Genomic DNA, 17,272 nt, shown 5'->3' with positions numbered 1-17,272 from the left:
TGCCGAGCGGCTCTCGAACAGGCGACGACCGGCGGCAGGGGCGGGGACGGGGTTCATGATTCCTCCGGAGGCTCGGGGCGATGCGGACAAGCGACCGAACAACCGGCTCGATCATGGACGCGTAACGGGGGGTCGGGGGCGAATTTCCATACGTAAGTTCGAGTCGGCCCGTTCTTGGCCCGCTGGACGGGGGGAACGGCGACGACGGCGCCGTTCGATTCCCCCGTGTGGTGAAGGGTGCCCCGACCGGAGGATTGCCCGCAGCCCGCTTGACGGGGTGTCAGGTCACCTCGGCGCCCCGGTTTCGCTGCCCGGAACACGCCCCGGGTCAGGTCAGCACGTGCTCCAGCAGCTGCAGCAGATCCCCCGTCGCGTCCGCGGCGCCCAGGGCGGGCAGTGCGCCGAGGGCGAGCGTCGACGCGGCGAGCGGCCACAGGTGCGGGGGCGGGCCGGTCTGGAGGGCAGCGATGCGGCGGGTGACCGCGTGGTCGGTGAAGCCGAGCGCGCACGACGGGGGGCGGCGCCGGGTGGTGAGCGCCGCCCGCGCCAGGGCGCGAGCCGTGGTGGAACGGTCGCCGACCGCGTCGGCCGCCTGCTCGTCCGCCCAGCGCTCCATCAGGAACGTGACCGTGGCGCGGACGGGCGCGAGGAACGGGTTCGCCGCGGTGGCCAGCGCCACGGCGGTCGCGAGCGACGCGTGCCGGTGGGTGAGATGGGCGCGCTCGTGGGCCAGCAGCACCCGGCGCTCCGCGGGTTCCAGCGCGCCGAGCAGGGCCGAGGTGACCAGGATCCGGCCCGGGGCGCCGCCGCTGCCGGGGATGGCGAACGCCTGGGGCACGGGGGAGGCGGCGACGACCAGTTCCGTGTCCGGTGGATGGCCCGCGCACAGGGTCCGCAGGGCCCGGCGCGTGCCGAACTCGGCGCGGACCGCCCGATGGACGCGCACGCCGACCAGCAGCAGGGCCAGGGTCGCGGCCACGGCGATCGTGTCGGGGACCGGGTCGGGCAGCGGGTGGCCGTCCGCCCGGGCGTCCGCGACGACCGGCGGTGCCTGGCCGATCAGGGTCACCGCGAGCAGGAGGAGCGACCAGGTGGTGGCCGCCGCGGTGAGAACGGCGGACGCGGCCAGCACCCGGGCCGCGAGCGCGGGCGCCACCCTCCTGCCCACCAGCGGGCTCACCGCGGCGAGCAGCAGCGAGAGGAGGATCGGGGTGTAGACGTCGATCCTCATGCGCCCACTCCGTCGGAGTGCGGGGAGCCGTCGAGGAAGCCGCGCAGGGCCCGCTCCTCCTCGGGGCTGAGCCCCGAGACGAACTGCTGGAGGGTGGCGATCGGGTCGGGGCCCCGGTCGAGTGCCTCGTGCATGGCCTCGGCGGTCAGCTCGGCCGCGTTCTTCGAGGGACGGTACGCCCCGCGCCGCCCGTCCACATCGCGCAGGACGAGCCCCTTGTCGTAGAGGCGCTTCAGGATGGTGTGCACGGTGTTGTAGGCGAGGCCGCCGTCGATCTCGGCCTGGATCTCGGCGGGTGTGAGCGCCTGCTCGGTGGCCCACAGCGTGGCGAGCACCTCGCTCTCCAGCTCACCGGCGCTGCGTCGTTCCATCCTGCCCCGCGGGCCCGTGCCAGCCATGCCTGCAACCTTACAGCGCGTAGGGGCACGCGATGCCGGGGGTCGGGGGCGGTTGCCCGCCGTCCCGGTTCACGCGATCGGCGCAACGACGGCCTCGGGGCTCCGGGTTGCCGCGGGTCTCATGCTGCACCCTCAGGTGCCTCGCGTTAGCTTGTCCGTGTTTTACCTGTTTTCTTTCCCGATTTCCATCGTCGACCCTACGGCTTGTAGGGTGTGATGCCCCTACAGGTTGTAGGGGGTGAGGGATGGGTATGGCCAACTCGAACACCACGCTCGCAGGGGTCCGCAGGCTCGCGGGGCCGTCGGTGGCCGGCACATCGTGGCAGGACCGCGGCCAGGGTCTGACAGCAGTCGTGGCGGGCGCCTTCACACTGGCCCAGCTCCTGCTCGTCGGGCCCCGCATGGGCCTCGGCTGGGACGAGACGGTGTACGCCAGCCAGATCAGCGCCCACGCTCCCGCCGCGTACTTCAGTGCCCCCCGCGCCCGCGGCGTATCGCTCCTGGTCGCCCCCGTGACCTCGTGGTCCTCGTCCACGGCGCTGCTGAGGGTCTATCTGGCGGTGCTGTCGGGCGCCGCACTGTTCATCGCCCTGCGCGCCTGGCGGGGCGTCTTCCCGGCCCGTGTCCTCGCCCTGGGCGGGGCGCTGTTCGCGAGCCTGTGGGTGACCCTCTTCTACGGCCCGCAGGTCATGCCCAACTACTGGGTGGCGATGGGCGCGCTGGCCGTCACCGGCTTCTTCCTGCGCGCCCACGCGGACAGCGCCGACCGGCCGGCCCTGTGGGGAGTCGCCGCGAGCGCGGCGCTGATGACGTGGATGCGGCCCACCGACGCCGCGTGGACCGCGGCCCCGCTCGTGTTCCTGCTGGTCTTCCTGCCCCGGTGGCGGAATCTGCCGCTGCTGCTGGCACTGGTGGGCGGGCTGGCGGTCGGCGCGGCCCAGTGGATCGCCGAGGCGTTCGGCCGCTACGGAGGGCTCCTGCAACGCCTGTCCGACGGTTCCCGGTTGCAGGGCGGACTGGGCTGGAACATCGCCGTCGGCGACCAGTTGCGCAGCCTCGGCGGGCGCACCCTCTGCCGTCCGTGCACCGGCTCGATGCCGAACCCGGTGGTCGTCGCATGGTGGTTCGTGCTGCCGCTGCTCGTCCTGCTCGCGGTGGCCGTCGCGTTCCGGGCCCGGCGTCCCGCGTCCCCGAGCCGCACCCTGCTGCCGCTGGCCTGCGCGGCGACGGCGGCCTTCCCGTACCTCTTCCTGATCGGGTACGCGGCGCCGCGCTTCCTGCTGCCCACCTACGCCCTGCTCGCGATCCCCGTCGCCGACGCGCTCGTGCATCTGGTGACCGCCCCGGACGGACGATGGCGGCCGATCACCGCCTCGCTCGTGGCGATCGGTCTCGCCGGGCACCTGGCCGTGCAGTACGCGGTGCTGCACAGCACCGTGGAGCGCACCGAAGCGGACCGCCGGGGCTGGTCCCGCACCGCGGCCGAACTGCACCGGCTCGGCGTCCGGCCGCCCTGTCTGCTGACCGGGAACGAGGCCGTGCCGATCGCCTTCTACACCGGCTGCTCCTCCGCCGCGACCGGCGGGAGCAACAAGAACTCGACCGCCGAAGACATCGCGCGCACCGCCCGGACCGTGCCCGCGGCCCACCTGGGCACGCCGACCGGCCGTCCGCCGTCGTACGCGCGCGGCTGGAGTCCGCACGCCTTCGAGGGCCTGCGGATCTACCTCGCTCCGGCGGCGACCGGGAACGGACGCGGATGACGCCTCCGACCGCCACCCAGGTGGCTCAGGGGACCAGGCGGACGCCGGCCGAGCGGGCCGCGCCGGCCGGTCGGGCGAGGGCCCTGCGGGGCCGCGCCCCCTGGCACCTCGCCGTCACCCTCGTCGTGCTCGGCTGCGCGGCGCTGCTGGCCCGGCACCACTGGCCGGTGATCGAGGCGGGCGTCGCCCGGCTCGAGGACGCCGACCCGGGCTGGCTGCTCCTGGCGGCGATCGCGACCGTGTCGACCTGGCCCTGCTCGGCGCTCGCCCAGCAGGGCGCCGTGGCCGAGCGGCTGCCCTTCGGACGGCTGGCGGCCGCGCAGTTCGCCGCCTCGGCCGCCAATCATCTGCTTCCCGCGGGCCTAGGGGCGGGCGCGGTCAACCTCCGCTTCCTGAACCGCCGCGGACTGTCGATGACCCGGTCGGCGACCGCGCTCGCGGTGAAGGCCACCGCCGGAGCCGTGACCCGTGGCGCACTGATCGCCCTCCTCGCACTCGCCGGCCCCGGTCTGCTGAGCCTCCCGCACGCCTCCGCGGTCGCGCTGGGTGCCGCGCTCGTGGTGGGCGGAGGGCTCGCGGTGGTGTTGTGCCGTCCGCTGCGCCGGGCGGTGCGGACGGTGCTCGCGGACGTGCGGGCCGTGCACCGGCTCCCGAGCCGTGCCGCCGCCCTGTGGGGCGCGTCGATGGGGTTCGCCGCGCTGCACTCCCTGGTGGTGATCGCGGTGACCCGGTCGCTCGGTCTGCCGTTGCCGTCCGGCCGGGTGGCGCTGGCGTATCTCGTGGCGAGCAGCGCCGCCGTCCTGCTGCCCACTCCCGGCGGTCTCGGCTCCCTGGACGCGGCGCTCGCCTTCGCGCTCGCGCTGGCCGGCGCCCCCGGGAGTGCGGCGGCCTCGGTGGTCCTCGGCTACCGGCTGCTGACGGTGTGGCTGCCGCTGATCCCCGGTCTTGCGGTGCTCGGCCTGCTCGTGCGGCGCAAGGAGCTGTGACCCGTCATCCGCTGACGCCGTCCTTCGCGGCCCGGCGGGAGCGCAGCAGTTCCAGGGCGAGCGGGAGCACCGAGACCACCACGATCACGGCGATGATCGGCAGCAGGTACTTGTCCACGTTCGGCACCGAGGAACCGAGGGCGTACCCGGCCAGGGTGAGGCCGAGGCTCCAGACGAGGCCGCCGGTCATCTGCCAGAGCGTGAAGGTCCGCACGGGCACCTGCAGGGCGCCGGCCATCGGGTTGAGCACGGTGCGCACCACGGGGACGAAGCGCGCCAGGACGATGGCCTTCGCGTGGCCGTACCGGTCGAGGAGTTCCTCGGCGCGCTCCGCGCCCTCCTTGAGGCGGACCGAGCGGCTGCGGGCGAGCAGCGCGCCGCCCGCTTTGCGCCCGAGCAGATAGCCGCACTGGGAGCCGGCGAGCGCACCCACGGCCGCCGCCACCAGCAGCGGGAACAGCGACAGCTTCACCCCGTGCTGGCCCGAGCCGGTGCACAGCAGCCCGGCGGTGAACAGCAGGGAGTCGCCCGGCAGGAAGAAGCCGATGAGCAGGCCCGTCTCGGCGAACATCACCACACCCACGCCCAGCACGCCGAAGGCCGCGAGCAGGGACTGGGCGTCCAGCAGGTTCACCGCGAGCTGTGAGCCCAGGGTCAAGGAGGTGGCCATCGGCGCAAGCCCTTTCGTACGGGGCCGGGCGTGACACGGTGCCGCCCGACGGCGCACCATCGTACAGACCGTCTACTGAACTGTAGACGAAAATCGGGTGACGAGTGGCCGCCCGCTCGGCGTTCCGCACGGACGTGCCGTGTCGGCTGCACGGCCGCGGTGGCCGGTTCAGGCGGCGGCGAGGGAGATCTCCGTGGACTTGATCAGGGCGACGACCGGGGCGCCCGGCGCCAGCCCGAGGTCCTCCAGGGCGCTCCTCGTGATGACCGAGGTCAGCACGGCCCCCACGATCGTGACCCTGATCGACGCGACGGCCCCGTCCGGGGTGACGCGGTCGACGGTTCCGGGCAGCTGGTTGCGGATGGAGACGCCCCGCATCCCGGCCGAGGCGAGCGCGACCTCCGTGGACTTGATCAGGACGTACACGGCGGCGCCCGGTGCGAGATCCAGTTCGTCGACCGCCTCCGCGGTGATGGCGGCGGTGATGTCCTGGCCTCCCGCCAGTTTGACCTTGACGACCGCCATCACCCCGCCCGGGAGGACGGCGGTCGCGGTGCCGGGAAGCTGGTTGCGGATGCTCAGGTTCATGGGCGCGCCTCGCGGAACGTGGGGAGATGATCGTGTCCGTTCCTATGCTGGGCCCGCGGCGGCCGGATTCTCGTCCGCGGCCGCGCGGCGTGTCAGGCCGGATACGCGTGCGTCTGCGTCGCCTTGACGGTCGCCCAGACCGTGGCGCCCGGCTGGAGGCCGAGCTCGGCCGCCGCGACGGCCGTCAGATCCGCGGCCAGGGCCAGCTCACCGGTGAGGTCGGCACGGATCTGGTCGCCGTGCGTCTCCAGGCCCGCCACCTCGCACCGCCACACATTGCGCGCGCTGGCACCGCTGGGCCGGTCCCGGAACAGCGTGACCGCGCCGGGCGGAAACGCCACGAAGACGGGGCCGGACAGCTCCTCCGTCGTGGTGATCGCGGGTCCGGCCTCCAGCCGCACGGTGTGCCCGCCGGCCGTCCCACGGTACAGATTGAGCCCCACGAGCCGCGCGATGTAGTCCGTGCGCGGCCGGCGGGCGATCTCCGAAGGTGTGCCCTCCTGGACGACCCGGCCGCTCTCCACCACCACCAGCCGGTCGGCGAGGACCATCGCGTCCAGCGGATCGTGGGTGACCAGCACGGCCACCGCCTCGAACTCGGCCAGATGGCGCCGCAGTTCCGCCCGGACCTCGAGCCGGGTGCGGGCGTCGAGCGCGGCAAGCGGCTCGTCCAGGAGCAGCAGCCGCGGCCGGGTCGCCAGCGCCCGGGCGAGCGCCACCCGCTGGGCCTGGCCGCCGGACAGCCGGCGCGGCTTGGCGCCGGCGTGGCCGGCCAGTCCCATGCGGTCCAGCCACCCCGCGGCGATCTCGCGCGCCTCGGCCTTGGAGGCGCCATGGCACCGCGGGCCGAAGGCCACGTTGTCCAGCGCGGTCAGATGCGGAAACAGCAGATAGTCCTGGAAGACCACACCCACGGGCCGCGACTCGGGCGGGGTACGGTCCAGCGCGGCGCCGTCGAGGCGCAGACGACCGCCGGAGACGGGGACGAGTCCGGCCAGCGCGCGCAGGGCGGTGGTCTTTCCGGCGCCGTTGGGCCCGAGCAGTGCGACGACCTCCCCGGGTGCGACGGTCAGGGCCACGTCGAGCCGGAAGGTGCCGCGCTCGACGACGAGCCGCGCGTCGAGTCCCTCGCCGCCGACCCCCGTGGGGGTGCTGCCGGTGGTGGTCTGGTGGGTGTGGATCATGACGCCGTCATCCAACGGTCCCGCAGGCCCGCGAGGACCGCGATCGACACGGCCAGCAGGACCAGGCTGAGGGCGATCGCCGCCGCAGGATCGTTCTGCAGGGCCAGATAGACGGCGAGCGGCATCGTCTGGGTGCGGCCGGGGAAGTTGCCCGCGAAGGTGATCGTCGCCCCGAACTCGCCCAGCGCCCGCGCCCACGCGAGGACCGAACCGGCCGCGACACCCGGCGCTATCAGCGGCAGCGTGACCCGGCGGAAGGCGGTGAAGCGGGAGGCGCCGAGCGTGGTGGCGGCCTCCTCGTAGCGCGGATCGGCGGCCCGGAGCGTGCCCTCGACACTGATGACGAGGAACGGCATCGCCACGAACGCCTCGGCCACCACGACCCCGGCCGTGGTGAAGGGCAGCGTGACCCCGAACCATGCGTCCAGCCAGCGCCCCACGATCCCGTTGCGCCCGAGCGCCAGCAGCAGCGCCACACCGCCCACGACCGGTGGCAGCACGAGCGGCAGGGTCACCAGGGCGCGTACGAGGCCCCGGCCCGGAAACTCCGTGCGGGCCAGCAGCCAGGCCAGCGGCACGCCCAGCACGAGGCTCACCGCCGTGGCGGCGGTCGCGCTCACCAAGGAAAGCTGCAGCGCCTGCCACACCGCGGTGCTGGTCAGTTGGTCGGGGAGGGTGCGCCACGGGGCCCGGACCAGCAGCGCCACCAGCGGCAGCAGCAGAAACGCCAGTCCGACCAGCGCCGGGAGCATCAGCGGCAGCGGCACCCCCGGGCGCCGGACACGCCCCGGCCGCGGCCCACCCGTGAGGGTGTCGGCCGCGGCCCCGGACGTGCCGGCACGGGTCACGGCTGGAGGAATCCCGCCTCGGTCAGGACCTTGCCGCCCTCGGCGGACCGGACCAGCGCGATGAACGCCGTGGCCGCCTCGGCGTTGGGCGCGTCCTTGAGCAGGACGATCGGGTAGTCGTTGACGGCCTGGGCCGACTCGGGGAACTCCACGCCCTCCACCTTGTCACCCGCCGCCTTCACATCGGTCTTGTAGACGACCGCGGCGTCGGCCTCCTTCAGTTCCACCTTCGTCAGGGCGCTCTTGACGTCCTGTTCGTACGACACCGGTGTGAGCTTCAGGTTGCTCGCCTCGAGCGCCTTCTGCGCGGCGGCGCCGCACGGCACCGTCTTGTCGCACAGTACGACCTTGAGGCCGGACTTGGTGAGGTCCTTCAGGGAGGCGACCTTGTCCGGGTTGCCGGGCAGGGTGGCGATCTCCAGCTGGTTGCGCACGAAGGTGGCCGGTGTGCCGGCCGCGTCCTGCTTGTCCGTGACGATGGCCATGGTCTTGGGGCTGGCCGCGGCGAAGACGTCGGCGGGGGCGCCGCTGGTGATGCTCGCGGCGAGCGTGTCACTGCCGCCGAAGTTGAAGGCCACCTTCGTGCCGGGGTGCTGCTCCTCGAACTCCTGGCCAAGGGTCGTGAAGCTCTCCTTGAGCGAGGCCGCGGCGAAGACGGTGACCGTGCCGGACAGCTTCTGGGCGGAGGACGACGCTGACGACGAGGAGTCGGACTTGGGGGAGGAACTCGAGTCGGACGAGGAGGAGCAGGCGCTCAGGGCCAGCAGCGCGGCGGCCCCCGCACCGGCCACCTGCACCATCCGGCGGGTCCGGCGCGCGGAACGGGTCTTCACGGGTCCACTCCCTCTGGTCGGCCATGAGGGGCCCGCCGGGCCCCTCCGTTACGCCGATCATACTGACGCAGGTGCCATCCGGAAGTCCCCTGTGGCATCGCATGAGCTGGGAGATCCGACGAAGAGGGCGGCATGTGCGTTTGTACGGGGTGGCCGCCCGGGTACTGTCCTGCGGGAGGTGGTGTCCTGTGGGCCGGCCCCTGACGGAACGGGTCGCCGACGCGGCTGCGCCGGCCGTACTCGCGCTGACCGGAGACCTCGAGCGTCCCGCCCGGCTGACCGTGCCCGACCTGCTGGCATGGCCCCAGCAGCAGGTGCGGGTCAGTTTCGAGTGCGCCACCAGCGGCGTACAGCACCACCGGTTCGAGGGCCCGCTGCTGCACGACGTGCTCTGCGCCGCGGGCCCGCTGTTCGACCCCGGCCGGCGCAAGGACCGGCTGCGCTTCCTGATCGCCGTCACGGGCGCGGACGGCCACCACGCGCTGCTGTCCTGGGCCGAGATCGACCCGGACTTCGGCCGTGCGCCCGTGCTGCTCGCGGCCGGCATCGACGACACTTCGCTGGACCGGTGCGGACCGCAGCTGGTGCTGCCGCAGGACCGTTGCGGGGCGCGGTACGTCAGCGGAGTCAACGCGATACGGGTGGACGGCCGTTACGGCCCGTGGACGTGAGCGGCCCTTCGGTGGGCCGCCGGGCGCTCAGGTCCGGTCGATATGGACGTTCGTCGACTTCACGCGGGCCGTGGCCTCCATGCCGACCTCGAGGCCCAGTTCCTCCACGGCCTCCCGGGTCAGCAGCGACACCAGGCGGTGCGGTCCCGCCTGGATCTCCACCTGCGCCGCCACGTCACCGAGCTTCACGGCGGTGACGATGCCGGGGAAGGCGTTGCGGGCCGAGGTGTACGCGAGGGCGTCGTCCTCGCCGGCGCCGCCGCGCGCCAATTCCACCGAGAACGCGGCCAGATCCCTGCCGTCGACGACCCGGCGCCCGTGCTCGTCGCGCCGGGTCGCCACCCGGCCCGCGTCGGCCCAGCGCCGGGCGGTGTCCGAGCTCACGCCCAGCAGGCGGGCGGCCTGACCGATGGTGTAGGACTGCATGTCCGTCACGATAGGCGCTCGAGGCGCTCCGGCCGTACGCGCCTGCGAGGGACTCCCACACGCCGTATCCGCGGAAACCACCGTGGCCCCCGGGACCGCATGGCAGGATCGCACGCCATGGGTGTCTCCTGGACGGTGCGGAGCCTGCGCGCGGCGGTGTTCGCCGTGGTGTGCGTGCTGCTCGCCGCCGGGGGGCACGCACTGGCCACCGGCGGCGTGCCACCGGTACGGGTGGAGGCGGCCGGTGTCCTTCCGGTGTTCGCCCTGAGCGTGGCCCTCGCCGGGCGTGAACGTTCCCTCCTCGGCATCGGCACCTCGATGCTGTTCGTGCAGGGCGGGCTCCATCTCGCCTTCGACGCGGCGGCCCCGCCGGCCGCACCGATGCACATGGCAGGCATGACGCACGGCATGCACATGGCCGCCCAGCCGCACGCCATGACGCCCCACGCCGTCGGCGCGCATCTGGCCGCCGCACTGACCGCCTCCTGGTGCCTTCGGCGCGGCGAGGCCGCCCTGTGGTCGCTGCTGCGCAAGGCGGTCGCCTTCGTGCCGGGCCTCGCCGCCTGGTGGCGTACGGCGCCGCTTCCCGCCTATGGCGGGACGCCCCTCCCGTACACCTACCGCCGGCCCCTCCGGCAGGCACTGCTCCGCCACGCCCTGTCCCGGCGCGGCCCACCCCCCGGGGACCCCGTACACGATCCGACCCCCCGAACCGAGCACAAGTACGGAGCTTCCCCACTCATGTCCCCGATGCGTACCACCCTGCGCCGCGCCGGCACCGTCGCCGCTCTGACCGCCGCCGGCGTCCTCACCGCGGCGGGCGCGGCCTTCGCGCACGTCACCGTCCATCCCGAGAGCTACGCCAAGGGCGCCACCGACGGTGTGCTGACCTTCCGGGTCCCCAACGAGGAGGACACGGCGGCGACCACCAAGGTGCAGGTCTTCCTGCCCACCGACCACCCGGTCGTGGGCGTGCTGGTCGCGCCCAGGGACGGCTGGACCGCCCAGGTGACCACCACCAAGCTCAAGACGCCGGTCAAGACGGACGACGGCACCATCACCGACGCCGTCTCCGAGATCACCTGGTCGGGCGGGCGTATCCGGCACGGCCAGTACCAGGACTTCGACGTCGCCTTCGGTCAGCTGCCGGAGGACACCGACCAGTTGACCTTCAAGACGTTGCAGACCTACTCCGACGGAAACGTCGTCCGCTGGATCGAGGAGGCCCAGAAGGGCGCGGACGAGCCGGAGAACCCGGCGCCGGTCCTCCGGCTGACCGCCAAGGGCACGGCGGAGGGCGGCGGTTCGACCGCGGTCTCCTCCACCACCACCGCGACGGACGAGAAGCCGGGCGGCTCCACGGCGAAAGCCACCGCCACCGGCGACTCCACCGCCCGGGGGCTCGGCGTCGCCGGGCTGGTCGTCGGGGTCCTGGGCCTGGCCGCCGCGGGCTTCGCGATCGCCCGCGGTCGTACCCGCACTCCCTCCTCGGAGTGACCGGACCCCGTCCCGCCGGCGGCGACCACCGCCGGCGGGACGGGGGACCGGCCGTTCCCCGGACGCGGTACGGGCCGGTCGGCCGTCCCGCGGGCGCCGTGACAGCCGCGGCCCGGCCCTCACCCGCCGGGGTGACGTCCGGTCACTTCGCCGGTGCGGGCCTGCGCTCCAGACGGATGTCCTGGCTCGAGAGCGTCATCGGCGAAGCCGTGAAGGCGCGCAGCCGGATGCGGGTACCCCTTCCGGGCACGGAGAAGCCGCCGCCCGGCGCCTGGATCCGGTACGTGCCCGTCGAATGACCGGCTACGGAGGAAGGGCCGTCGAGGACCTTCCAGTACCGGCTCATCCCTTGTCCCGTCGTCACCATGAAGTGCGGCCGGAGCGCCGCGTCGCCGGTGTTGTCCACATGGACCGTGAGTGTCCTGACCGCCCGTGCCGTCCGGGAGGCGGCGGCGGCCTGCAGATGCAGCGGAGGTCTGCCGGTCGCCGCCAGGAGCACCGCCACCAAGGAGGGGGCGAGCAGGCCCGCGGCCATCACCGTGCGGGCGGCCCGCCGCCCGTCCAGCAGCCGCGGCTGCCAGGCGGTGGTGAAGGCGCTCTGCGGCACGGTGACGGCCGCCGCCAGCCACAGCGGTGTCATCAGCAGGTAGTAGCCGTCCTGCGAGCGGGTCGCCAGGAAGAAGGCGCACCAGGGCAGCACCGTCGCCGCCGGGCCCAGCCGGCGCACGAACAGGACGAACACCGCCAGCAGGCCCGCCGCCAGCAGCATGCTGGCGTGCGAGTACCAGCTCAGGCGGTCGCTGCCGTTCGTGAAGTACAGGGAGACACCGACCAGGCCCTGGCCGTGGATGATGGCGCCCTGGGTGAGCGGCAGCGCGACGCCCCGGATCCAGGCGCGCGGCTCGCTCACGATGAAGTACGCGTTGATCAGCAGCCAGGTACCGGCGGCCGTGGCCACGATGCGCCCCACGGCCAGAGCGGCTCCGCGGGCCCCCAGCTCACCGCGCCGCAGCGCGTAGACCCCGGCGAGCAGGAACGGTGTGACGAACCAGGGCAACTGCTGGGCCGCACAGGCCGCACCCAGGCACGCCGCCCGCGCCCAGTCGGCCGCGCCGCCTGCGCCCATGCGCGTCCAGCGGACCACCACCGGGACGAGGAAGGCCAGCGCGACGACCGCCGGATAGCCGAGCCGGGCGTACACCGGGATCATGCCGAAGCCGAGGCACACCATGGTGGCCGCCGAACGCCACGGCGCCGGCAGCATTTTCCACATGACAACCGTGCCCAGCACGATCGCGGTGGTGGTGACCAGGGTCTCCGGCAGCGCGCCGTGGCCGATCCACAGCAGGGGCGCGGTCAGCAGCGCGGTCAGCGGCGGGTAGCCGTAGGTGAAGTCGTATCCGCCGCTCACCGTGGCCGTGTAGGCGACCCCGTGCCCGAACAGCCACGGCCACGGCTGCCCGTACACCGGGGCGCCGGCGAGCAGTTCGCGGGCGGCCTGTGTGGTGAGTATCGACTCGTCACTGAAACCGTGCGCCACGGACACCGCGCAGTAGGCGAGGGTGACCGCCGTCAGCAGGACGGCCAGATCGAGGCGCGCCAGCGCACGGCTGCCCCGCACCACCAGCGTCAGGACACCCGTGACCAGGATCGAGGCGTAACAGACGGAGATGACGCCCGCGATCATCAGATGGTGACTGGCGGCGGAGGACCACACCCCGCGCGTGCCGATGAACAGGCTGATGTCCGCGAGCAGCGTCAGCGCGCGATGCCACTGGGCGGGGGCCGGGTCCGGTTCGACCGGCGTCATGGCCGGTCGCGTCAATCGGCCGCTTGTCGACGGCCTCACTTCTGCCAACTGCACGCCACGGAACGTATGGGGACAGGTTGAGTGCCGCGTCCGTGGTGGTGAAGATTCCGGTGTGAGGGCAGTAAGAAGAGGCCGTACGGGTCGGGTCCGCCCGACGCCGGCCGCGTTCGCCCTGATGGGGGACCTCGTCCACCCGTTCGGTCGCCCGCCGGACGGGCACCGCCGCATTCCCGTCCGGGCCGCGCGCGGGAACGGTGACACGGCCGCCGGTCGCGTAGCGGTCCGTGTCGCTGTTCGGCCGGACGAGTGACCATGCGTAAGAATTGACCGGTGCAGACATGGAGTGGGAGCCATCAGGGGGAGGGCCGGTGAACGGCTACGACGTCACCGACGAACAGTGGGAGGGGCTCGCTCAGGTCGTTCCGTTGCGCGGCCGGGACGCCTGGCCGTCCGCCGTGGGCCACCGCTCGATACCCGAGGCCCGGACCGAGGCGCGACGGCGTTTTGTGGTCCTGAGGGTCAACGTGTTCGCGGACGCACGCGAGGTGGCCGAGACGCTGATGGCGGGGGTGCCCGTCCTGCTCGACCTGACGAGTGCGGAGACCGAGGTGGCCAAGCGGGTGCTCGACTTCAGCACGGGCGTCGTCTTCGGCCTCTCCAGCGGGATGCACCGGGTCGACCGCAATGTCTTCCTGCTCACCCCGTTGGGTACCGAGGTGCGCGAGCTCATGGAGGGCGCGAGGGCTTCCGGCGGCTGAGGACCGCCCGCGTACGCGGCATGTGTGCCGGCCCCATCGCCCGATCGTGGGAAGGTCACGCGGGCAAAACGGTTCGCCCGTTCCTCCTGCGCCTACGGTCCCGGACATGACGGTGCCTCCCGCGGTGTCCCTGCCCCGCCCGATCGCCGGGACCGAGCCGCGCCCGGACCGGCCGAACGTGACGGAGCTGCGGCTGTCCGCGTTCGCGGGGCACCGGCGGGCCCGGTTCACGCTCGGGCCCCTGACGCTCTTCACCGGCCCGAGCGGCTCCGGAAAGTCGCGGGCGCTCCAGGCGTACGCTGCGCTGGCGCGACTCGGGGGCGGGGCGGAACTCCAGGAGGCGTTCCCGGATGCGCCGTCCTGTGTCCCGGAGGGGGCGCGGCCCGACGCCCAGCGGCGGCGCGGGTTCCGCATCGGCTGCACGGCCGACGGTCCGCAGGGGCCGGTACGGCTGGACGTGGCCGTCCAGGCCGAGCCGGAACTGCGCATCGTCGGTGAACGGTTGACGTCCGGCGACCTCGTCCTGCTGGAGACGGCGCTGCGCGACCCCGCCAGGCGCGCGGTACAGGCGGCCTGGCACACCGCCGGTTCCTCCCCGGTGACCCGGGGCCCGTTGCCCGACGACCGCCTCGGCACCGCCTTGCTGCCGCTGCGTGTGGCCGGCAGGACGGACGGACAGCGCCGGGTGCTCGCCGCGGCAGAGCAGATGGTGGTCGCGCTGCGCTCCGTCTTCGCCTGCGACCCGAGTCCCCGCCGGATGCGCGCCCCCGTTCGACCGGGCGCGGGCCGGCTGCTGCCGGGCTGCGGCAACCTCGCGGAGGTACTGCTGCGTACCCGCGCGGAGTGCGGCCGGCGGCACGCGCTGCTGACGGCGGCGGTCGCCGCCGGGTGCACGGGCCGTGCCCTGGATCTGCTGGCGGAGCCGCTCCGGGACGGCACGGTGCGTGCGTTGGTCGACCGGGGCAACGGAGTGCGTACACCACTGAATCTGCTGGGCGACGGCGAGCTGCGCTATCTGGCGCTGGCCCTCGTCCTGCTCACCGGCCCGGGCGTCCTCGAGGTCGACCCGGTGGGCGAGGTGCCGGCGGCGCTGCAGACGCTCACCGTTCTGGCGGACGGTTTCGACCGCGGCATGGACCGGCGGCAGGCGCGGGAACTGCTCCGATTGGCGGTCCGGATGAGCGAGCGGGGGCATGTCCGGTTGGTGGGTGCGGTGAGTGACGTGTCCCGGGCCGCGGAGGTGGACGGCGTGACGGTGGTAGACCTGAGCCCGTGACTGAAGAATCCGGACGGCGCGAGGACCTGGACGTCGCGCGGTTGCAGCGGCGGCTTGCGGACTTCGCCGCGAGGCGCAACTGGCAGCCGTACCACACACCGAAGAATCTGGTCGCCGCGCTCAGCGTGGAGGCGTCCGAACTGGTCGAGATCTTCCAGTGGTTGACGCCTGAGGAGTCGGCGCGCGTGATGGACGATCCCGGTACGGCCCACCGGGTGACGGACGAGGTGGCGGACGTGCTCGCGTATCTGCTCCAGCTGTGCGAGGTGCTGGGCATCGACGTGTTGGCGGCGCTGGACGCCAAGATCGACCGCAATGAGGGCAGGTTCCCGGCGCCCGGAGCGGAGTGACTCTCTTCCAGTCACTCTCCGGAGTTATTGAGTTGTCCACTTCTCTCCGGGTGTCCACAGATTTCGGACTACCTCTGGCTTTTCGTCCGTTGTGCCTTCACGCTGGGTAGTGAAGAGCGGAGTTCGGGCAGACGTGCGGGAGTGCGTCAGGACAGAGCGGGGGCAGCGCATGGAAGCGGTGCGGCTCATCGTGACGAGCAGACGTGCCCTGGCGGGGAGCGGGGACGGGTCGAGGATCATGACGGAGGCGTGGCAGGCGTACGCCCTGGCGCAGGCGATCGGCAGCCGGCTGGCTGTCTCGGGACCGCCCGAACTGCGCGGGGAGGCCCTGGGGTTGACGGAACTCGCAGGCAGGGGCTGCGGCGTCCTCGACACACCGTCCATCGAAGTGGCGGATCTGCGGGCCGCCCAGCTCACCGATCTGGGCGACGCGCGCGGTGCCCTTCTCGACCTCGCAACCCTCCTGGTGGAACTGGGCATGGCCCTGGTCGCCGTCGCGAGCGCGGCGGACGACGAGGGCATCTACTGGCAGTGCATGGAGGCCATCGACGCGGCGGACGAGTCGAGGGACAGAGTCAGGGAGATGCTGCGGCGGCTGGCGGCAAGGGACGGCGAGATACGGGAACGACACAAGGCGCCGGGCTGAGCCGCTCGTCCACGAGCTCCGTCCCGTGGGTCTGCTCGGGACGCGACGGCTCGCCCGGCCTCGGCACCTCCCCGGGGGGCGGACGCGGCGAGGGCGTCAGGCACGGCCGGGGGCGGAGGGTACCGACGGGTGCGGCGCCGCAGCGGCGACGGCCGGTGCGAGGAAGGGCCGGCGAAGCGGTCTTTCACCCGATCATCCGATTGACCGGCGTTCGCTCGGCCGGGGGCAGGCGGGACGGATGGGACCGGTGGGATCGACGGGTGCCGGAACGTGCAGGATGGAGGTATGGATCTTCGCATCTTCACCGAGCCCCAGCAGGGCGCGACCTACGACACCCTCCTCACCGTCGCCAAGGCCACCGAAGACCTGGGCTTCGACGCCTTCTTCCGTTCCGACCACTATCTGAAGATGGGGAACGTGGACGGCCTGCCCGGCCCCACCGACGCCTGGATCACCCTTGCCGGACTCGCCCGCGAGACCAAGCGCATCCGTCTCGGCACGCTGATGACCGCCGCCACCTTCCGTCTGCCCGGTGTCCTGGCCCTGCAGGTCGCCCAGGTCGACCAGATGTCCGGCGGCCGGGTCGAGCTGGGCCTCGGGGCCGGCTGGTTCGAGGAGGAGCACCGGGCGTACGGCATTCCGTTCCCGAAGGAGAAGTTCGCCCGCCTCGAGGAGCAGCTGGCGATCGTCACCGGGCTGTGGCAGACCGAGGCCGGCAAGACCTTCGGCTTCCACGGGACGTACTACGACCTCACCGACTCACCCGCCCTGCCCAAGCCCGCCCAGGCGAAGGTCCCGGTGCTCATCGGCGGCCACGGTGCGACCCGTACGCCGCGGCTGGCCGCACAGTACGCCGACGAGTTCAACATCCCGTTCGCCTCCCTCGAGGACAGCGAGCGCCAGTTCGGCCGGGTCCGTGCCGCGGCCGCGGAGGCCGGCCGGGCCGCCGACAGCCTGACGTACTCGAACGCACTGGTGGCCTGTGTCGGCAAGGACGACCAGGAGGTGGCCCGCCGCGCCGCCGCGATCGGGCGCGAGGCCGACGAGCTGAAGATCAACGGCCTGGCCGGTACCCCGGACGAGGTCGTCGACAAGATCGGCCGGTACGCGGAGATCGGCGCCAGCCGTCTCTACCTCCAGATCCTCGACCTCGACGACCTGGACCACCTGGAGCTCATCTCCTCCCGCGTGCAGTCGCAGCTGGCCTGACCGGTCGGTCCGCGCTCCGGGCCGCACGCGGTCCGGCCCGGAGCGCCCGTGGGGACGGCCGTGGACGCGGAGAGCCGTCCCGGCGGAAACTCCGTGGCCCCGGCGGAGTCCGCGCGACGATACTCGTA

The 17,272-nt window shown here is 73.1% G+C and carries 18 protein-coding genes; 9 read left to right on the top strand and 9 right to left on the bottom strand.

What is annotated here, in order from left to right; genetic code table 11:
• Window positions 1-328 precede the first annotated feature (328 nt).
• Window positions 329-1,231 carry a M48 family metalloprotease gene (locus ACSHXN_RS11685; RefSeq protein ID WP_355129485.1) on the bottom strand — a complete coding sequence of 301 codons (903 nt, stop codon included), beginning with the start codon at window positions 1,229-1,231 and terminating at the stop codon, window positions 329-331.
• Window positions 1,228-1,629 carry a BlaI/MecI/CopY family transcriptional regulator gene (locus tag ACSHXN_RS11680; RefSeq protein ID WP_355129483.1) on the bottom strand — a complete coding sequence of 134 codons (402 nt, stop codon included), beginning with the start codon at window positions 1,627-1,629 and terminating at the stop codon, window positions 1,228-1,230. Before ACSHXN_RS11680 ends, ACSHXN_RS11685 begins: the two co-directional genes overlap by 4 nt.
• Before the next feature lie 251 nt (window positions 1,630-1,880).
• Here ACSHXN_RS11680 and ACSHXN_RS11675 point away from each other — a divergent pair, with 251 nt between their 5' ends.
• A complete protein-coding gene (locus ACSHXN_RS11675; protein ID WP_438303041.1) occupies window positions 1,881-3,392 on the top strand; it encodes a hypothetical protein in 1,512 nt (503 codons plus the stop codon).
• On the top strand, window positions 3,389-4,378 hold the full coding sequence (locus ACSHXN_RS11670) for a lysylphosphatidylglycerol synthase transmembrane domain-containing protein (RefSeq protein WP_356113636.1): 990 nt from the start codon (window positions 3,389-3,391) through the stop codon (window positions 4,376-4,378). The genes ACSHXN_RS11675 and ACSHXN_RS11670 overlap by 4 nt, the downstream gene beginning before the upstream one ends.
• A 4-nt stretch (window positions 4,379-4,382) precedes the next feature.
• On the opposite strand, the gene ACSHXN_RS11665 is transcribed toward ACSHXN_RS11670, so the two are convergent.
• The 5 genes from ACSHXN_RS11665 to modA form a co-directional block, all read right to left on the bottom strand.
• Entirely contained in the window at window positions 4,383-5,048 is a 666-nt protein-coding gene (locus tag ACSHXN_RS11665; RefSeq protein ID WP_355129477.1) for a DedA family protein, read from the bottom strand.
• A 168-nt stretch (window positions 5,049-5,216) separates the two neighbouring features.
• On the bottom strand, window positions 5,217-5,636 hold the full coding sequence (locus ACSHXN_RS11660) for a TOBE domain-containing protein (protein WP_438303040.1): 420 nt from the start codon (window positions 5,634-5,636) through the stop codon (window positions 5,217-5,219).
• 92 nt (window positions 5,637-5,728) lie between these two features.
• Entirely contained in the window at window positions 5,729-6,820 is a 1,092-nt protein-coding gene (locus tag ACSHXN_RS11655; RefSeq protein ID WP_356292144.1) for an ABC transporter ATP-binding protein, read from the bottom strand.
• The gene (gene modB, locus ACSHXN_RS11650; protein WP_355800673.1) at window positions 6,817-7,668 is read right to left on the bottom strand and encodes a molybdate ABC transporter permease subunit; all 852 of its coding nucleotides are present in this window, start codon (window positions 7,666-7,668) and stop codon (window positions 6,817-6,819) included. Before modB ends, ACSHXN_RS11655 begins: the two co-directional genes overlap by 4 nt.
• Window positions 7,665-8,501 (bottom strand): molybdate ABC transporter substrate-binding protein, encoded by an 837-nt coding sequence (gene modA, locus ACSHXN_RS11645; protein WP_356113631.1) that lies wholly within the window; start codon window positions 8,499-8,501, stop codon window positions 7,665-7,667. Before modA ends, modB begins: the two co-directional genes overlap by 4 nt.
• Window positions 8,502-8,689: 188 nt before the next feature.
• Here modA and ACSHXN_RS11640 point away from each other — a divergent pair, with 188 nt between their 5' ends.
• Window positions 8,690-9,172, top strand: a complete 483-nt coding sequence (locus ACSHXN_RS11640; protein ID WP_355129467.1) for a molybdopterin-dependent oxidoreductase — start codon at window positions 8,690-8,692, stop codon at window positions 9,170-9,172.
• A 27-nt stretch (window positions 9,173-9,199) separates the two neighbouring features.
• Here ACSHXN_RS11640 and ACSHXN_RS11635 read toward each other — a convergent pair whose 3' ends face one another.
• Entirely contained in the window at window positions 9,200-9,598 is a 399-nt protein-coding gene (locus ACSHXN_RS11635; RefSeq protein WP_355129465.1) for a TOBE domain-containing protein, read from the bottom strand.
• Window positions 9,599-10,339: 741 nt separating this feature from the next.
• Here ACSHXN_RS11635 and ACSHXN_RS11630 point away from each other — a divergent pair.
• Window positions 10,340-11,095, top strand: a complete 756-nt coding sequence (locus ACSHXN_RS11630) for a YcnI family copper-binding membrane protein (RefSeq protein ID WP_355129748.1) — start codon at window positions 10,340-10,342, stop codon at window positions 11,093-11,095.
• 142 nt (window positions 11,096-11,237) lie between these two features.
• Here ACSHXN_RS11630 and ACSHXN_RS11625 read toward each other — a convergent pair whose 3' ends face one another.
• Window positions 11,238-12,905: a hypothetical protein gene (locus tag ACSHXN_RS11625; protein WP_438303039.1), complete on the bottom strand. Its 1,668-nt coding sequence runs from the start codon at window positions 12,903-12,905 to the stop codon at window positions 11,238-11,240.
• A 338-nt stretch (window positions 12,906-13,243) separates the two neighbouring features.
• Between ACSHXN_RS11625 and ACSHXN_RS11620 the strand changes: the two genes are divergently transcribed.
• The 5 genes from ACSHXN_RS11620 (at window position 13,244) to ACSHXN_RS11600 (ending at window position 17,144) form a co-directional block, all read left to right on the top strand.
• Window positions 13,244-13,663, top strand: coding sequence for a cell division protein SepF (locus ACSHXN_RS11620; protein ID WP_355129461.1), 420 nt, complete (start codon window positions 13,244-13,246; stop codon window positions 13,661-13,663).
• A gap of 106 nt (window positions 13,664-13,769) precedes the next feature.
• Entirely contained in the window at window positions 13,770-14,939 is a 1,170-nt protein-coding gene (locus ACSHXN_RS11615) for an AAA family ATPase (RefSeq protein WP_355129459.1), read from the top strand.
• Window positions 14,936-15,289, top strand: a complete 354-nt coding sequence (locus ACSHXN_RS11610; protein ID WP_355129457.1) for a nucleotide pyrophosphohydrolase — start codon at window positions 14,936-14,938, stop codon at window positions 15,287-15,289. Before ACSHXN_RS11615 ends, ACSHXN_RS11610 begins: the two co-directional genes overlap by 4 nt.
• Before the next feature lie 169 nt (window positions 15,290-15,458).
• On the top strand, window positions 15,459-15,935 hold the full coding sequence (locus tag ACSHXN_RS11605; RefSeq protein ID WP_355129455.1) for a DUF6099 family protein: 477 nt from the start codon (window positions 15,459-15,461) through the stop codon (window positions 15,933-15,935).
• 285 nt (window positions 15,936-16,220) lie between these two features.
• The gene (locus ACSHXN_RS11600) at window positions 16,221-17,144 is read left to right on the top strand and encodes an LLM class F420-dependent oxidoreductase (protein WP_355129453.1); all 924 of its coding nucleotides are present in this window, start codon (window positions 16,221-16,223) and stop codon (window positions 17,142-17,144) included.
• Window positions 17,145-17,272 lie beyond the last annotated feature (128 nt).

The organism is Streptomyces sp. HUAS TT11 (assembly GCF_051553595.1).
In the GTDB taxonomy this organism is placed as follows: Bacteria; Actinomycetota; Actinomycetes; order Streptomycetales; family Streptomycetaceae; genus Streptomyces.
Note: the sequence above shows the minus strand (reverse complement) of the source record. Positions and strands in the feature narration are given on the sequence as shown.

What these genes read in the sequence shown, in the direction of transcription:
- ACSHXN_RS11655 (WP_356292144.1), bottom strand. Translation starts at nt 6,820, where the DNA reads ATGATCCACACCCACCAGACCACCACCGGCAGCACCCCCACGGGGGTC.
- ACSHXN_RS11670 (WP_356113636.1), top strand. Translation starts at nt 3,389, where the DNA reads ATGACGCCTCCGACCGCCACCCAGGTGGCTCAGGGGACCAGGCGGACG.
- ACSHXN_RS11630 (WP_355129748.1), top strand. Translation starts at nt 10,340, where the DNA reads ATGTCCCCGATGCGTACCACCCTGCGCCGCGCCGGCACCGTCGCCGCT.
- ACSHXN_RS11605 (WP_355129455.1), top strand. Translation starts at nt 15,459, where the DNA reads ATGGAAGCGGTGCGGCTCATCGTGACGAGCAGACGTGCCCTGGCGGGG.
- ACSHXN_RS11675 (WP_438303041.1), top strand. Translation starts at nt 1,881, where the DNA reads ATGGCCAACTCGAACACCACGCTCGCAGGGGTCCGCAGGCTCGCGGGG.
- ACSHXN_RS11620 (WP_355129461.1), top strand. Translation starts at nt 13,244, where the DNA reads ATGGAGTGGGAGCCATCAGGGGGAGGGCCGGTGAACGGCTACGACGTC.
- ACSHXN_RS11660 (WP_438303040.1), bottom strand. Translation starts at nt 5,636, where the DNA reads ATGAACCTGAGCATCCGCAACCAGCTTCCCGGCACCGCGACCGCCGTC.
- ACSHXN_RS11685 (WP_355129485.1), bottom strand. Translation starts at nt 1,231, where the DNA reads ATGAGGATCGACGTCTACACCCCGATCCTCCTCTCGCTGCTGCTCGCC.
- ACSHXN_RS11625 (WP_438303039.1), bottom strand. Translation starts at nt 12,905, where the DNA reads ATGACGCCGGTCGAACCGGACCCGGCCCCCGCCCAGTGGCATCGCGCG.
- ACSHXN_RS11635 (WP_355129465.1), bottom strand. Translation starts at nt 9,598, where the DNA reads ATGCAGTCCTACACCATCGGTCAGGCCGCCCGCCTGCTGGGCGTGAGC.
- ACSHXN_RS11600 (WP_355129453.1), top strand. Translation starts at nt 16,221, where the DNA reads ATGGATCTTCGCATCTTCACCGAGCCCCAGCAGGGCGCGACCTACGAC.
- ACSHXN_RS11665 (WP_355129477.1), bottom strand. Translation starts at nt 5,048, where the DNA reads ATGGCCACCTCCTTGACCCTGGGCTCACAGCTCGCGGTGAACCTGCTG.
- ACSHXN_RS11680 (WP_355129483.1), bottom strand. Translation starts at nt 1,629, where the DNA reads ATGGCTGGCACGGGCCCGCGGGGCAGGATGGAACGACGCAGCGCCGGT.
- ACSHXN_RS11615 (WP_355129459.1), top strand. Translation starts at nt 13,770, where the DNA reads ATGACGGTGCCTCCCGCGGTGTCCCTGCCCCGCCCGATCGCCGGGACC.